The organism is Flavobacterium myungsuense, from assembly GCF_042677265.1.
GTDB lineage: Bacteria > Bacteroidota > Bacteroidia > Flavobacteriales > Flavobacteriaceae > Flavobacterium > Flavobacterium myungsuense.
In genome coordinates this window covers 151292-167494 of sequence record NZ_JBHTIZ010000011.1, presented here as the reverse complement: position 1 = coordinate 167494, position 16203 = coordinate 151292, and the positions used below count along the sequence as shown (strand labels likewise).

General features: G+C 34.4%; 18 protein-coding genes. 14 read left to right on the top strand and 4 right to left on the bottom strand.

Annotation, left to right across the window (positions count from 1 at the left end; translation table 11 throughout):
* Positions 1–37: 37 nt before the first annotated feature.
* From ACFQ0S_RS04290 to ACFQ0S_RS04275, 4 genes are all read right to left on the bottom strand, one after another.
* Positions 38–934 carry a hypothetical protein gene (locus ACFQ0S_RS04290; protein ID WP_379754336.1) on the bottom strand — a complete coding sequence of 299 codons (897 nt, stop codon included), beginning with the start codon at positions 932–934 and terminating at the stop codon, positions 38–40.
* A gap of 15 nt (positions 935–949) precedes the next feature.
* A complete protein-coding gene (locus ACFQ0S_RS04285; RefSeq protein WP_379754333.1) occupies positions 950–2674 on the bottom strand; it encodes a SusD/RagB family nutrient-binding outer membrane lipoprotein in 1725 nt (574 codons plus the stop codon).
* 10 nt (positions 2675–2684) lie between these two features.
* Positions 2685–5831 carry a SusC/RagA family TonB-linked outer membrane protein gene (locus ACFQ0S_RS04280; RefSeq protein ID WP_379754330.1) on the bottom strand — a complete coding sequence of 1049 codons (3147 nt, stop codon included), beginning with the start codon at positions 5829–5831 and terminating at the stop codon, positions 2685–2687.
* 95 nt (positions 5832–5926) lie between these two features.
* On the bottom strand, positions 5927–7564 hold the full coding sequence (locus ACFQ0S_RS04275; RefSeq protein WP_379754327.1) for a hypothetical protein: 1638 nt from the start codon (positions 7562–7564) through the stop codon (positions 5927–5929).
* Positions 7565–7877: 313 nt separating this feature from the next.
* Here ACFQ0S_RS04275 and rpsL point away from each other — a divergent pair, with 313 nt between their 5' ends.
* The 14 genes from rpsL to rpsQ all read left to right on the top strand — a co-directional run bounded on the left by rpsL (position 7878) and on the right by rpsQ (position 16201).
* Positions 7878–8261 carry a 30S ribosomal protein S12 gene (rpsL, locus tag ACFQ0S_RS04270; RefSeq protein WP_007136570.1) on the top strand — a complete coding sequence of 128 codons (384 nt, stop codon included), beginning with the start codon at positions 7878–7880 and terminating at the stop codon, positions 8259–8261.
* Between the two features lie 98 nt (positions 8262–8359).
* On the top strand, positions 8360–8836 hold the full coding sequence (gene rpsG, locus ACFQ0S_RS04265) for a 30S ribosomal protein S7 (RefSeq protein ID WP_116725070.1): 477 nt from the start codon (positions 8360–8362) through the stop codon (positions 8834–8836).
* 11 nt (positions 8837–8847) lie between these two features.
* Positions 8848–11004: an elongation factor G gene (gene fusA, locus ACFQ0S_RS04260; protein ID WP_379754323.1), complete on the top strand. Its 2157-nt coding sequence runs from the start codon at positions 8848–8850 to the stop codon at positions 11002–11004.
* Between the two features lie 11 nt (positions 11005–11015).
* Positions 11016–11321 (top strand): 30S ribosomal protein S10, encoded by a 306-nt coding sequence (gene rpsJ, locus ACFQ0S_RS04255; RefSeq protein ID WP_011963470.1) that lies wholly within the window; start codon positions 11016–11018, stop codon positions 11319–11321.
* 98 nt (positions 11322–11419) lie between these two features.
* A complete protein-coding gene (gene rplC, locus ACFQ0S_RS04250; RefSeq protein ID WP_379754321.1) occupies positions 11420–12034 on the top strand; it encodes a 50S ribosomal protein L3 in 615 nt (204 codons plus the stop codon).
* Complete coding sequence (gene rplD, locus ACFQ0S_RS04245) at positions 12034–12663, top strand: 50S ribosomal protein L4 (protein ID WP_379754319.1); 630 nt, start codon at positions 12034–12036, stop codon at positions 12661–12663. The genes rplC and rplD overlap by 1 nt, the downstream gene beginning before the upstream one ends.
* 7 nt (positions 12664–12670) lie before the next feature.
* Positions 12671–12961 (top strand): 50S ribosomal protein L23, encoded by a 291-nt coding sequence (gene rplW, locus ACFQ0S_RS04240; protein ID WP_379754316.1) that lies wholly within the window; start codon positions 12671–12673, stop codon positions 12959–12961.
* 9 nt (positions 12962–12970) lie between these two features.
* Positions 12971–13795 carry a 50S ribosomal protein L2 gene (gene rplB / locus ACFQ0S_RS04235; protein ID WP_151107574.1) on the top strand — a complete coding sequence of 275 codons (825 nt, stop codon included), beginning with the start codon at positions 12971–12973 and terminating at the stop codon, positions 13793–13795.
* Between the two features lie 6 nt (positions 13796–13801).
* Positions 13802–14080, top strand: a complete 279-nt coding sequence (rpsS, locus tag ACFQ0S_RS04230; protein WP_014085019.1) for a 30S ribosomal protein S19 — start codon at positions 13802–13804, stop codon at positions 14078–14080.
* 6 nt (positions 14081–14086) lie between these two features.
* Positions 14087–14500: a 50S ribosomal protein L22 gene (gene rplV, locus ACFQ0S_RS04225; RefSeq protein WP_151107575.1), complete on the top strand. Its 414-nt coding sequence runs from the start codon at positions 14087–14089 to the stop codon at positions 14498–14500.
* 5 nt (positions 14501–14505) lie between these two features.
* On the top strand, positions 14506–15273 hold the full coding sequence (gene rpsC / locus ACFQ0S_RS04220) for a 30S ribosomal protein S3 (protein WP_379754311.1): 768 nt from the start codon (positions 14506–14508) through the stop codon (positions 15271–15273).
* A gap of 21 nt (positions 15274–15294) precedes the next feature.
* Complete coding sequence (gene rplP / locus ACFQ0S_RS04215; protein ID WP_194312439.1) at positions 15295–15720, top strand: 50S ribosomal protein L16; 426 nt, start codon at positions 15295–15297, stop codon at positions 15718–15720.
* A 13-nt stretch (positions 15721–15733) separates the two neighbouring features.
* The gene (gene rpmC, locus ACFQ0S_RS04210; RefSeq protein ID WP_379754307.1) at positions 15734–15925 is read left to right on the top strand and encodes a 50S ribosomal protein L29; all 192 of its coding nucleotides are present in this window, start codon (positions 15734–15736) and stop codon (positions 15923–15925) included.
* Positions 15926–15940: 15 nt separating this feature from the next.
* The gene (gene rpsQ / locus ACFQ0S_RS04205) at positions 15941–16201 is read left to right on the top strand and encodes a 30S ribosomal protein S17 (RefSeq protein ID WP_151107578.1); all 261 of its coding nucleotides are present in this window, start codon (positions 15941–15943) and stop codon (positions 16199–16201) included.
* Positions 16202–16203: the final 2 nt, after the last annotated feature.

Here is a 16203-nt window from a genome sequence, read left to right as displayed (position 1 = left end):
TCATTGATTAGCCCTTAATTTAATTTAAGCAAAAAGTTTAATTTTTTGTATAAGTTCCTACTCCAGTATCTCCATAGCCGTTTACCCATTCTATAGTTAAAGTACCGTCAGGATTAACTGATCCTGTAACTGTAACTGCTGTACCGAATGGCTCTGAAAACGTTCCTGAAATTACATTACAAACATCACTAAAACTACCTGCGCTGTCTCCATCTATACCGTATATATCATACCATAATAAATACAAACCACCAAAACCATCAGACATTGTATAGTCTCCACCGCCTTTAGCTGTAATTGTAACAGTATAAAGATGGTTTGTAATTGGGTTTTCATCAGGAGTTGGGCCAGTATCTGTAGAGGAACCAGAACTTAAAACACTATAAGTTCCCTCTAATTCTGACGGACACGACACATTAAAAGTTTGGCTTACAGTATATTTTTTAGAATTTGCAATATCTTGACCGTAATTGGTGCTACCATCTGTATTTAAAATGTTTACAACTTTTCCATCTTTTAATAGCATATCGGCAGTTACAATCAACTTATCTCCTATTTCAAAATCGCTAGCTGAATTTAATTCTGCAAAAGCTTCAAATAAATCGTTTTGAGAAAGATTAAAAGTTGCTGGAAAAGTCGTTAAGTTACTTGCAAGTACTGCTCTATATACGTCACCATTACCTTTAACATAAAAGCCAATTACATTTAATGATGATATTTCGCCTTGGCCCACTTTAATAGTAAACCCTAAATCGATAGTTGCTCCATCATTTAAAGCCAGTAAATTGATAAAGCTATCAGTATCGTCTATCTTATTGATATCTGGCACTGCACCAACTTCTAAATCTAATTTAGAATCTCCGCCATCATTATCACAAGACGTGACTAGCAAGGAAATTGCTAAAATCGTGAATATTAATTTAATTTTTTTCATAATATTTTATTTATATTAATTATCCCAAAATATTTTATAATCTCCAGGTACTTTTTGTTTTGGAGCATTTTTATTTGTGTTTAATTCGCTTTGAGGCCAGAAAAGAGACTGTTGAAAAGCGTTATTAAGCACAGTTTGCGAATCAATTATAGGAAAACCATCGCCATTATCCAATTGGTATTCTTTAGAACTAGAATCTGGATTTGCTAATATTGGGAAACCCGTTCTTCTGTAATCAGTATACTGGTCTGTTGGATCTCCAAAAGTAGCCACCCATTTTTGTGTCATTATGATTTCAAGCTTTTTTGTAGCATCACCTGCATTAAACTCAGTTAATATACCTTCTATAAAGGTAGTAACTCCAGCAGATCCTACTAGTTTTGGAACAACTTGGTCAGTACCATTGTTTGCAACAACTTGGTCTACTTTTGCAAAACTTGCTTGCATCGCTTCTTCAAGTTTATCAGCCACATTTCCTGATATTTTCCCTACCTGCATCAATTCTGCTTGAATGTACAAAAATTCATCATACGTTAAAATACGATGTGGTGCAATACCAGTTGGAGCTGTTGGTTGACCAGCTTCTCCTGCCATTATTTTGTCAACAACTCCTCCTTTGCCATCATCATATCTTCCTCCTGAAGGAAAAATTCCAGGGTAGGTTCCTGAGTTTTCTGTTGAAAAATCTCTATTAGGACCTATACTACCAAAACGAATCGTAAAAAATCCAGTAGAGGCATCCCAATAGTCAGCTTTAGGATCTCCAGTTTCCTCATTTCCTTGGTCTGGTGGAAACTCATCTTTCTTTAATTGATTAAAAAAGTAATATGGTATTCTAGGGTCAGGATTAGCGTTATGGATATTTGGATTCATTCCTTTTAAGATTTCGTAAAACCATGGACTCATGTTTGTAGTAAATTGAGTACTGTTATACGACTCTAAGAAAAATCTATTTCTCTCATCGGTAGGAGCTAGTTTGTTGTATCTTTTAAATTCAAAATCATCAGCATTCGATTTGAAGAAATTATCCTCTGCAATTAAGGCATCAAATCCAACTTGGTCAAAATCTGAAGTCAATCGCAATTGATTGTATAATTTTAATTTAAAGGTGTTGGCAAAGCGTATCCATTTTTCTGCATCTCCCCCGTAAAACAAATCATCTTTACCTGGCTTAACTAAGTCAGTAGTACTCGATAAGTTTTCTTTAGCGGTTTCAATTAATTCAAAAACAGCTGCATAAACTGCTTTCTGATTGTCAAATTTTGGACTTAATATACCACTTGCTAATTGATTAGCTTCTGAATAGGGTACATCTCCCCACAAATCGACTGCATTTGCCAATAAGTAGGCTTTTTGCATTTGAGCAATACCAACATATATTGAGCTGTTACTTGCAGTTGCCTGCGCTATTAATGTGTTAATATCTGTTAACGCCAAATAGGTAGCATTCCAATCATTTAACATATTAATATTATCGCCTCTAGTGCCGTATTGATCTTGCTCTTCTCTAACGGTCATTTGATGTGTATATACTTGCAAGATGCTTCCTGTGTAGTTTTCAAAGTCACCAATATTATTTACTGCTACTTCAATATTAGTCAATAATTGATTTAATGGTGCTACAGTAGGATTATCAGTATCTGTATCAACATCTAAGTAATCACTACAACTCAGAAAAAGTGTTGTTAATAATAATACAGCAAAAATGCTACTATTATTTTTTATTTTTAAAAGTTTCATATTTATTTATTTAGAATGTTAAATTAAGTTTAAATCCATATCTCTTCGCTGTTGGTGCTGATGATACTTCAATACCTTGTAACGTTGAAGAACCATAACTAGTAGTTTCAGGATCAAAATTAGTATATCTAGGGACATTTGGTGCAAAATACCAAAGATTACTTCCTATAAGACTAAAACTAATTTGTCCAAAAGGTGTTTTTTCTAATAATTTAGCAGGAACATCGTAGGTTAAATTTATTTCTCTTAATCTGAAGACAGTTCCGTCATACACGCCACTTTCGTCAGTACTATTAATCCCAAAAGTGTTTCCACCTGCAGGAGAAAAATAAAGCTCATTCATACTAATTTGTGTTGTGTTAGGAATTTTGTTTCCATTACCATCTAAAATAGGAGTTCCGTCATTGTTTCCGTAAAATCCAGGAATAATAAATGTTCGTTCTCTGTCTTCAGTATCTCTTGTAACACCTCTCCCTAGTAATGATTCTATGGTTGATGATTTTATATCACCACCTTGTTTCCAATCAAACTGTGTTCTTAAACTAAAGCCTTTGTAGGAAAGCGTATTCATAAAGCTCATTTTAAAATCGGCATTAGGGTCTCCAATTATTCCAGGAGTTCTATCTTGAATGATTCCTCCACCAGATTCATTAATTAAGTAATTGCCTTGCTCGTCTCTTGCAAATCTTGTTCCGTAAAAAACACCAAAAGGTTGACCAACTTGTACATAACCTATTTCATTAGCGTCTAATGCATATCGCTCTAATCCAGCTGTTATTTCAGTCACTTTATTTATGTTTCTTGTAAACGTTGTAAAAAGAGACCATTTAAAGTTGTCTGTTTTAATAGGAACAAGAGTCAAGCCTAGTTCAATACCTTTATTCTCAACAGCTCCCGAATTTGTGTTAAAAGTATCAAATCCTGTTGTTGTTGCGGTTGTTATTGGAGTTATTAAATCACTTGTTGTTTTTTTATAAACACTCAAATCAACGACAATTCGCTTTCTAAAAAACTCTAAATCAGTACCAAGCTCAAACTCTTCAGTAAACTCAGGTGTGATTTTTGGGTCTGAAAAAACAGTGTTATTTCCAATTACTGGATTGCTGTTAAAGGCGTCTCCCGATCTAAAAGTAAGATTTAAAAACTCAGCTGCAGCATCACTACCTACTTTTGCGAATCCACCTCTAAGTTTTGCAAAAGTTAAAACATCACTCTTAATATTAAGAGCATCGGTTACAATTAATGATGCACTAACTGATGGGTAGAAGTAGGAGTTATTGTTTTTTGGTAAAGTAGAACTCCAGTCATTTCTTGCAGTTGCATTTAGAAATAAAAATTCTTTATACGAAAAAGTAGCATCGACAAAAACACCCACATTTCTATTTTGTGCTTTTTCGTCAACTAAGCTAGCTACGTTTAAAGTATTTCTCAAGGTAAATACATCTGGGACATTAAATTGTTTTCCTGAAAAACCAATTCGAGAATTATTATTTTGTAAAACATTGTTTCCTAGTATTGCACTAAAACCAATATCATCGGATAATTTATAATCAAAATTAAACAACAAAGTCGATTCTATATCTTCGTTAATAAAATCATCGGTTGTTAATGATCCTAAACCACCATCAGCTCTAGAACCAATATCACGAATTTGTCTTCTACTTAAGGAATATCTATTAAATCCCACTCTGTATGATGCAGAAATTTTATCGGTAAATTTATAACTCATATTCAATCCTGCCACAGTTCGAGTGGTATTTGTAATTATTTGGTCATTTTCCCATGACCATAAAGGATGATCCCATCCTGCATTAGGAATAACTGATGCTCCAGTTTTTGGGTTTACATACGGTAAACTTAAATCCCAGTTTCTAGCCAATAATAAAGTTCTCGCAAAAGAGGAAGAAGCACCTGCAAATTGATTTTCACCAAAGAAACCACCAATCTGTTTAGTATCAGAATAACTCATATTACCACCTAAAGTTAAACCATTTGCCAATTTAAAATTTCCCCCAACAGAAATAGAGGTTCTATCATAAGTGTTAAAAGGGATGTAGCCATCTTGAGCTAAATCAGAAATGGTTACGTTAAATCCTCCATCTTGACCAGAATAATTAAGTCCTACCGTATTGTCTAGAACCACTCCAGTTTTAAACAAATCTTTTACATTGTTTGGTTTGGCTACAAAAGGAACTGTAGGTCCAAGTTCAGGAAATGCATCTAATAAATTTGGCCATGTTGGTATGGTTGCTAAAGAATCAAAACGAGGTCCCCAAGAACCGTTTGTGTTTCCAATATTAAAATTAGTTCCTGCGCCATACGTATTTTGATACGTAGGCAAATTTGCTATATTTTCAAAGTAAGTACCAGTACCTACGTTTACACTAAGTTTTTTTCCTTTCTTTAAACTACCAGAGCCTGATTTTGTAGTAATTACGATTACCCCTTTAGAAGCTCTCGAGCCATATAATGCTGCTGCTGCAGCACTTTTAAGTACGTTTACAGAAGCAATATCATTTGGGTCTAAACTTGATAAAGCTGATTCGTATCCACCACCACCAGTAACTTGACTTGAAGTTTCAACTGAAGAGTTGTCATAAGAAATCCCATCAACGATAATTAAGGGTTGTGTATCACCATTAAAGGTAGAGACACCTCTAATAGTAATTTGACTTGCTGCTCCAGCAACACCTGAAGAAACATTTACGTTAACCCCAGCTACTTTTCCGTTTATGGAACGAATTAAATCTGGCTCAGAGTTTTCCGTTAACTCAGCTGCTTTAATACTACTAACCGAATATCCTAAATCTTTAGGATTTCTTTTAATACCAAAGGCAGTAACTACCACACCTTCTAGCTGCACAGAATCATCTTGCAACTTTACATTTAAGGTAGTGGAGGAAGCGGATGCTTCTTGAGTTTTCATGCCTAAAAAGCTAAAGACAAGTTTCTGTCCTTGGCTAGCAGTAATTTTAAATTTCCCGTCAAAATCGGTTTGCGTTCCGGTTTGCGTCCCTTTTACCAAGACATTTACCCCAGGAATTGGTAGTCCACTTCCGTCGGTAACAACACCGGATACAGTCCTGTCTTGCGCAAATGTAATTTGCGTTAGTAACACTAAAAGAAGTGTTAAAAATCCATTAAACTTTAGTTTCATTTTTGATTATTTTGAATTAGTTAATCAAAAGTCCTAATTTTTTGTTAAGTTTCCTAATATTTTAAAGAATTTTTATTCGGTTTTAACACTTTTATTTAGAAATTTGTTTTAAAACTAACATGAACTATTGAGTTGGAGCTTTTTATGGTTTGTTCTTTTGTGCTTCCGTTAGCATAAATCAAATTGATTAGTCCGTTTTTAGTAAGAATTCCGAAGCCCATTCCTAGACTTAGAAGATTTTCGTTCCTATTGCTAGTCTGATCTTTGTAGTAGCCATAATCAATTATAGAATGTATATATAGGCTTGGGCTAATTGTATATCGATATTCAGTTAAAAGTGAAGTAAATAAATTTCCTTGTAAGCTGTTTTCATTAAATCCGCGTATCGAATTGATGCCCCCAAATCGATACAATTCATTAATGATGTATTGATTGCTTTTTAAGTAATAATTTTGACTTTTAATGGCGATACTATTTTTACTATTCAAATAAAAATTATGTTTTAAATCTATCGATGTAAATACTTGTTTATTAGTGTTGAAACTTGAATTTCTGGAGCCTATACCAATCTTAATGTTTATTCTTGTTTTTTCAGGAAACAAAAAATCATCTCCCGACCCTTCGGGATTAAACGCCGAATATTCAAAGTTTCCTGTCGCAAATGTGTTGCTATAATCGCTTATGCTTGAGTTATTTTGGTTTTGAATATCGCTTGATTCTGTAGACTGGTAGCCAATATAGGTTCGAGTATTGTAATTAAAAAAATAGCCCAAATCAATGGCTGTTTTTGTGTTTTGAAAAGTACTGTCTTGCCTAAAAATATTAAGTTGAGCCTTTAAGCCAAAAGGACTTTTAAAAATATATGGTAGTGTTATAGACGTATTGAAAGTTTTTTGGTCATTACCATCGCTTTTCCAAAACAAAGTAAACTGTTCTCCGGAATTTAAGGCATTGTTTAAGTTTAAATCTAAATAACCATTTAATATGACTTTATTTGAATTGTCATTAGAAAATCCAATAAATCCATCAAATGTATTCGACTTCGCTTTTTCGAGATAGACATAAATTTTTGTAGAATCCTTTTCAAAAAGGATTTCAGGATATTTGATTTGTTTTACAAATCGATACTGTTCAAAATCGAAATAAATGTTTTTTAGATTTTCTTGATTGAATGTTTTATTTTTATAAGACCGTTTAGTATTTTTAAGATGACCTTTTGGAAACGCATCATAACCTCTAATAATAATATCGTTAAGCTGTCGCTGTTTTTCAAATGTAATATTTAACTCAGCACTAAGATAGTTGTTGATTTTTTTAATATTAATCAGTTTTAGCTTGGCTAACGCAAATCCTTTACGCTCTAATTTGTTCAAGGTTTGTTTTAAAAATAACTCAATTTCATTAAATGGAATAATCAAAGTATCTTTTTTTAAATCAAAAAGTGAAGCAAAATGCATTGAAATAGTTTTGCCTATATATATATGTATATAATTTGTTTTTTTTCCTAAACTAAATCGACATAAAAAAGTGCTGTCGTTTTGTTTAGTATTGTTGACGATTTTATTTTCAATATAACCGTTTTGAGTAAATTTTTCAGAAAGTTGGGTTTCTTCATCAAGAATTGATTTTGCATTTTCATGTTGATGGATATAACCAATAGAGTCAATAGTTTTCTTTTCTGCATCTGAATTTCCAGATACGGTTAAGTATAGTTTTTGTGCAGAAGCATTCAAGCTAAAGCAAAAAAATAAATAAAAGAATGCTGTTTTATTCAAAATTATTGAAAGTTATTGTAAAACTAACGCAAAAATAGGGCAAATAATATAAAAAATGTTCAATAAAAAATATTGTAAAATGGGTAATACATGTAGTATTTCTATTTCTTCAAATTTATTTAAATAACGATTATCTATATCGTTAAAAAACAAATATTTAATTCGTTAAAAAATTAATTAATTATGATTTGTTTCATTAAAAATAATTACTACATTTGCAACCCCGTAAAAAGCGGGAAATTTAATATATAAGTAATTTTTAGTATTAATTATGCCAACAATTCAACAATTAGTAAGAACAGGAAGAACTCAAATAACTAAGAAGAGTAAATCGGTTGCTTTAGATTCTTGTCCTCAGCGAAGAGGTGTTTGTACGCGTGTTTACACTACTACTCCAAAAAAACCAAACTCTGCAATGCGTAAAGTAGCGCGTGTGCGTTTGACTAATGGAAATGAAGTAAATGCCTACATACCTGGAGAAGGACACAATCTACAAGAGCACTCGATAGTATTAGTTAGGGGTGGAAGGGTAAAAGATTTGCCAGGAGTAAGATACCATATTGTGCGTGGTGCGCTTGATACATCAGGTGTAGCAGGAAGAACACAAAGAAGATCTAAATACGGAGCAAAACGACCTAAAGAAGCAAAAAAGTAATTTGAAAAAGTGTGGGAGTTTAGAAGTTTAGAAGTTTAGTTTTTTGCTAAACCTTAATAACCTCCTAAACCTTATAATCTTTTCCTAAAACAAAAAAAATGAGAAAAAGAGCGGCAAAAAAAAGACCACTTTTACCAGACCCAAGGTTTAATGACCAGCTGGTAACACGTTTTGTAAACAACTTGATGTGGGACGGTAAAAAATCAACAGCTTTCACGGTTTTTTATGATGCAATGGACATCGTAGAGGCTAAGAAACAAGATGCAGAAAAATCTTCTGTAGAAATTTGGAAAGATGCACTTACTAATGTAATGCCACACGTAGAAGTACGTAGTCGTAGAGTAGGTGGAGCAACATTTCAAATTCCGATGCAAATTCGTCCAGATAGAAAAATTTCTATGGCGATGAAATGGATGATTCTTTATGCAAGAAGAAGAAATGAGAAATCAATGGCTCAAAAGTTAGCTTCAGAAGTTTTAGCAGCAGCTAAAGAAGAAGGAGCGGCGGTTAAGAAAAGAATGGATACTCACAAAATGGCAGAAGCTAACAAAGCATTCTCTCACTTTAGATTTTAATTCTTTGAAAAATGGCTAGAGATCTTAAATACACAAGAAACATAGGAATTGCTGCTCACATTGATGCTGGTAAAACAACAACAACAGAGCGTATATTATTCTACACAGGAAAATCACACAAAATTGGTGAAGTACACGATGGTGCTGCAACAATGGACTGGATGGCACAAGAGCAAGAAAGAGGTATTACAATTACTTCTGCTGCTACAACATGTGAATGGAATTTTCCAACAACACAAGGTAAATTATTACCTGAAACATTACCTTATCACTTTAATATTATCGATACCCCAGGACACGTTGACTTTACAGTTGAAGTAAACCGTTCTTTGCGTGTACTTGATGGTTTGGTTTTCTTATTTAGTGCTGTTGATGGTGTTGAGCCACAATCAGAAACTAACTGGAGATTAGCTGATCAATACAGAGTGCCACGTATTGGATTCGTTAATAAAATGGACAGACAAGGTTCTAACTTTTTGATGGTATGTCAACAAGTAAGAGATATGTTAAAATCAAACGCGGTTGCAATCACTTTGCCAATTGGAGAAGAAAATGATTTCAAAGGTGTGGTTGATTTAGTAAAAAATCAAGCTATCGTTTGGGATGATGCAGGTATGGGAGCAACTTACGAGATTGTGCCTATTCCTTTTGACATGCTTGATGAAGTGAAAGAGTACAGAGATATTCTTATTGAAGCAGTTGCTGATTATGATGAGAATCTGCTTGATAAGTACATGGAAGATCCAGAATCAATTACTGAAGAGGAAATTAATATTGCCTTAAGAGCTGCGGTAATGGATATGGCTATCATTCCTATGATTGCTGGTTCATCCTTTAAAAATAAAGGGGTGCAATTCATGTTAGATGCGGTATGTAAATATTTACCTTCTCCAATGGATAAATCAGGTATCGAAGGGATTCATCCTGATGATCAAGATTTATTAGAAGAAGATCAAACTAAAATATTGCGTAAACCAGATGTTAAAGAGCCATTCGCTGCTTTAGCATTCAAGATTGCTACTGATCCATTCGTTGGTCGTTTAGCTTTCTTCCGTGCTTATTCAGGACGTTTAGATGCAGGTTCTTATGTTTTAAATACACGTTCAGGTAATAAAGAAAGAATTTCTCGTATTTACCAAATGCATGCTAACAAGCAAAACCCAATCGAATACATCGAAGCTGGAGATATTGGAGCAGCAGTCGGATTTAAAGATATAAAAACTGGAGATACATTGTGTGATGAAAAACACCCAATTATTCTTGAGTCAATGAAATTTCCGGCACCGGTAATTGGTATCGCAATCGAACCAAAAACTAAAGCCGACGTAGATAAAATGGGTATGGCTTTAGCTAAATTGGCTGAAGAAGATCCAACATTTACAGTAAGAACAGACGAAGCTTCAGGTCAAACTATCATTTCAGGAATGGGTGAGTTACACTTAGATATTCTTGTTGATAGAATGAAAAGAGAATTCAAAGTGGAAGTGAATCAAGGAGAGCCTCAGGTAGAATATAAAGAAGCTTTTACAAGAACAGCAACTCATAGAGAAACTTACAAAAAACAATCAGGAGGTCGTGGTAAATTTGGTGATATCGTATTTACATTAGAACCAGCTGATGAGGTTGATGGAAAAGTACCTGTTGGGTTACAATTCGTAAATGCTGTAAAAGGTGGTAACGTACCTAAAGAATACATTCCGTCGGTAGAAAAAGGTTTCCGTGAAGCTATGAAAACTGGTCCTTTAGCAGGATATCAAGTAGATAGTTTAAAAGTAACTTTAACAGACGGTTCTTTTCACCCTGTAGATTCTGATGCGCTTTCTTTTGAATTAGCTGCAAGAATGGGGTATAAAGAAGTAGCTAAAGCTGCTGGAGCGATTATATTAGAACCTATCATGAAAATGGAAGTTATCACACCTGAAGAAAACATGGGAGATATCGTAGGTGATATTAACCGTCGTAGAGGTCAGGTAAACGACATGGGTGATAGAGCTGGTGCAAAAACTATTAAAGCCGATGTGCCGTTATCAGAAATGTTTGGATATGTAACAACATTAAGAACATTGTCTTCTGGTAGAGCAACATCTACAATGGAATTTTCACATTACGCAGAAACACCATCCAATATTTCGGAAGCAGTTATCAAAAAAGCAAAAGGAAACGCTTAATTCTAAAGAAAATGAGTCAAAAAATCAGAATAAAATTAAAATCTTACGATCACATGTTGGTAGATAAGTCTGCTGAAAAGATTGTAAAAACTGTAAAAAGTACAGGTGCAGTAGTAACAGGACCAATTCCTTTACCTACTCATAAAAAACTTTTCACCGTTTTACGTTCTCCGCACGTTAATAAAAAAGCAAGAGAGCAATTTGAAGTAATGTCATATAAGAGATTAATCGACATTTACTCTTCTTCTTCAAAAACTATCGATGCCCTAATGAAATTAGAGTTGCCAAGCGGTGTTGAAGTAGAAATTAAAGTATAATTTCCAGTGTTATAGAAACTTTGTATTAAGTATAAGATTAGTCTTAATACTTAATACATTAATCTTAATACAATTTTAATAATCAATAAATAATAATTATGTCTGGGTTAATTGGTAGAAAAATCGGCATGACTAGCATTTTCGACGAAAACGGGAAGAATATTCCTTGTACAGTAATCGAAGCTGGGCCATGTGTTGTTACCCAAGTCAGAACCAAAGCGGTCGACGGGTATGAAGCGTTGCAACTTGGTTTCGATGACAAAAACGAGAAACATTCCACGCAAGCGGCCGTAGGTCACTTTAAAAAAGCAGGAACTGTAGCTAAGAAAAAAGTCGTTGAATTCCAATTTGAAAACGAGTACAAATTAGGAGAGGTATTAACAGTTGATGTTTTTACTGAAGGAGAATTTGTAGATGTTCAAGGAGTTTCTAAAGGGAAAGGTTTTCAAGGAGTTGTAAAACGTCACGGTTTTGGTGGTGTTGGACAAGCAACTCATGGTCAACACAACCGTTTAAGAGCGCCGGGTTCTGTAGGAGCTTCTTCTTATCCTTCTAGAGTATTCAAAGGAATGCGAATGGCAGGAAGAATGGGAGGAGATAATGTAAAAGTACAAAATCTTAGAGTTTTAAAAGTAGTGGCTGATAAGAACCTGCTTGTTATTAAAGGATGTGTTCCTGGATGTAAAAACTCTTATGTAATCATTCAGAAGTAATGGAAGTAAAAGTTTTAGATAAAACCGGAAAAGATACTGGCAGAAAAGTTCAACTTTCTGATGCAGTATATGCAATAGAACCAAACAATCATGCAGTATACCTTGATGTGAAGCAATATCTTGCCAATCAAAGACAAGGAACGCACAAAGCTAAAGAAAGAGCTGAAGTAGCAGGAAGTACTCGTAAGATTAAAAAACAAAAAGGAACTGGTACTGCTCGTGCGGGTAGTGCAAAAAATCCATTGTTTAAAGGTGGTGGAACTGTTTTTGGGCCACGTCCAAGAAGTTATTCATTCAAATTGAATAAAAACTTGAAACGTTTGGCAAGAAAATCAGCTTTCTCAATTAAAGCTAAAGAATCGAATATTATTGTAGTAGAAGATTTCAATTTTGAAACGCCAAATACTAAGAATTTTATCTCTGTTTTAAAGGCTTTAGGGTTAGAAAGTAAAAAATCTTTATTTGTGTTGGGAGAGTCAAATAAAAATGTATATTTGTCCTCACGCAATTTAAAGGGCTCTAGCGTGGTAAGTAATTCAGAATTAAGCACTTACGCTATTTTAAATGCTAATAATTTAGTTCTTTTAGAAAGCTCTTTAGAAGGAATTGAAGATAATTTAAGTAAATAATAGGAATATGAGTATTATAATCAAGCCTATAGTAACAGAAAAAGTAACCAAACAAAGTGAAGTTTTAAATCAATTTGGTTTCGTTGTAGATAGAAAAGCAAATAAACTACAAATTAAGAAAGCCGTAGAAGCTGCTTATGGAGTAACTATTTTGAGTGTTAATACAATGAATGTTAGACCAGATAGAACTACGAAGTACACTAAAAGTGGTTTATTAAGTGGAAAGACAAATGCTTACAAAAAAGCAATTGTACAAGTACAAGAAGGAGAAACAATAGATTTTTACAACAATATCTAGAATATAAAGATGTCAGTAAGAAAATTAAAACCTATTACCCCTGGTCAGCGATTTAGAGTTGTGAATAGTTTTGACGCTATTACAACTGATAAGCCGGAACGCTCTTTGATAGCGCCGATAAAAAACTCAGGAGGTAGAAATAGTCAAGGAAAGATGACCATGCGTTATACGGGTGGTGGTCACAAGCAGAGATATCGTATAATCGATTTCAAAAGAACTAAAGATGGAATTCCAGCTTCAGTAAAATCAATTGAATACGATCCAAATCGTACTGCTTTTATCGCATTATTAGCTTATGCTGATGGTGAGAAAACTTATGTAATTGCTCAAAACGGATTGAAAGTAGGTCAGAAATTAGTTTCTGGTGCTGACGCTCAACCAGAAATTGGTAACACTTTACCATTGAGTAAAATTCCATTAGGAACTGTAATTTCTTGTATCGAATTACGTCCAGGGCAAGGGGCTGTTATCGCTCGTTCTGCTGGAACATTCGCTCAATTAATGGCAAGAGATGGAAAATACGCAACAATTAAAATGCCTTCTGGTGAAACAAGATTAATTTTGTTGACTTGTTCGGCTACAATTGGAGCGGTATCAAATTCTGATCATCAATTAATTGTATCTGGTAAAGCAGGTAGAACTAGATGGTTAGGTAGAAGACCAAGAACAAGACCAGTTGCAATGAACCCAGTAGATCACCCAATGGGTGGTGGTGAAGGACGTTCTTCTGGAGGTCATCCACGTTCTAGAAACGGCATACCTGCTAAAGGGTATAGAACCCGTTCTAAAAAGAACCCGAGTAACAAGTATATCGTAGAACGTAGAAAGAAATAATAAGATATGGCACGTTCATTAAAAAAAGGACCTTTCGTTCATTATAAATTAGATAAGAAAGTTCAAGAAAACATTGAAAAAGGAAACAAAGGAGTAGTAAAGACTTGGTCTAGAGCTTCTATGATAACACCTGACTTTGTTGGACAAACAATCGCAGTTCATAACGGTCGTCAGTTTGTACCAGTTTACGTTACAGAAAACATGGTAGGACACAAATTAGGAGAGTTTTCACCAACTAGATCTTTTAGAGGTCACGCTGGAGCAAAAAATAAAGGTAAAAAATAAGAAGCAATGGGAGTTCGTAAAAGAGAAACAGCAGATGCAAGAAAAGAGGCTAATAAGTCTCTAGCCTTCGCGAAATTGAATAACTGCCCTACTTCACCTAGAAAAATGCGCTTAGTAGCAGATTTGGTAAGAGGTCAGAAAGTGGAAAGGGCTTTGAATATTTTAAGATTCAGCTCTAAAGAAGCTTCAAGAAAATTAGAAAAATTGGTTTTATCTGTTATTGCTAACTGGCAAGCAAAAAACCCTGATGCTAATATGGAAGAAGCAGGCTTATTTGTAAAAACTATCACTGTTGATGGTGGAATGATGTTGAAAAGACTTCGTCCAGCTCCTCAAGGTAGAGCACATAGAATTAGAAAACGTTCAAACCACGTAACAATCGTGTTAGGAGCTATTAACGATAACACACAAGCAAATTAATAAAGATGGGACAAAAGACAAATCCAATTGGAAATAGACTTGGTATCATCAGAGGATGGGACTCTAACTGGTATGGTGGAAATGATTATGGTGATAAAATTGCCGAAGATTATAAAATCAGAAAGTACATTCATGCTCGTTTATCAAAAGCTAGTGTATCAAAAGTAATCATCGAGAGAACTTTAAAACTTGTAACCGTTACTATCACTACTGCTAGACCTGGTATCATTATCGGAAAAGGTGGACAAGAGGTAGACAAGTTAAAAGAAGAACTTAAGAAAGTTACTGACAAAGAGGTTCAAATTAACATCTTTGAAATTAAAAGACCTGAACTTGACGCGTATCTAGTTGCTACAAGCATCTGTCGTCAAATAGAAAGCAGGATTTCTTACAGACGTGCTATTAAAATGGCCATCGCAGCCTCTATGCGTATGAATGCTGAAGGAATTAAAGTTTTGATTTCTGGTCGTTTGAATGGTGCTGAAATGGCACGCTCAGAAGGATTCAAAGAAGGTAGAATTCCTCTATCAACTTTCAGAGCCGATATCGATTATGCTTTGGCTGAAGCACATACTACTTACGGTAGAATGGGTATCAAAGTATGGATTATGAAAGGTGAAGTTTACGGAAAGAGAGATCTTTCTCCACTTGTTGGGATGGACAAAAAACAAGCCGGAACTGGCGGTGGTAGTAAAGGCGGTGATGCTCCAAGGGGAGATCGTAAACCTTTCAACAAAGACAGAAAACCAGGAGGAGACCGTAAAAGAAAGTAATTTTTTAAAAAGTAAAGAAAAATGTTACAGCCTAAAAGAACAAAATACCGTAAGGTACAAAAAGGTAAGATGAAAGGGAACTCTCAAAGAGGGCACGAACTTTCTAATGGAATGTTTGGTATTAAATCTGTACATGAAGATGGAATGTTCTTAACTTCTCGTCAAATTGAAGCTGCGCGTATCGCTGCAACTCGTTTCATGAAAAGAGAAGGACAATTATGGATTAAAATATTCCCAGATAAACCAATTACTAAGAAACCTCTTGAGGTACGTATGGGTAAAGGAAAAGGTGCCGTTGAATATTGGGCAGCTGTTGTTAGACCAGGAAGAATAATGTTTGAAGTTGGAGGAGTTCCTTTGTCAGTTGCAAAAGAGGCGTTACGTCTTGCAGCTCAAAAGCTTCCATGTAAAACAAAGTTCATCGTTGCCAGAGATTTTGAAGCATAATTAATTAATTATTATGAAACAATCAGAGATAAAAAATCTTTCTGCAGCGGAGTTGCAAGAAAAACTTAGTCAAACTAAGAAAACTTATGCCGACCTAAAAATGGCTCATGCTATTTCTCCAATTGAGAATCCTCTACAGATTAGAACTGTGAGAAGAACTGTTGCAAGATTAGCTACTGAGTTAACTAAAAGAGAGCTACAATAAATTGTATTCTGCAAAATGGAAGATAAAAGAAATTTAAGAAAAGAAAGAATTGGTGTAGTTACTAGCAACAAAATGGATAAATCTATTGTTGTAGCACAAGTAACTAAAGTAAAACACCCATTATACGGTAAGTTCGTGTTGAAAACTAAAAAGTATCATGCACACGACGAAACAAACGACTGTAACATTGGCGATACTGTAAAGATTAGCGAAACGCGTCCTTTAAGTAAAACAAAATGTTGGAGACTAGTTGAAATCTTAGAAAGAGCTAAATAATT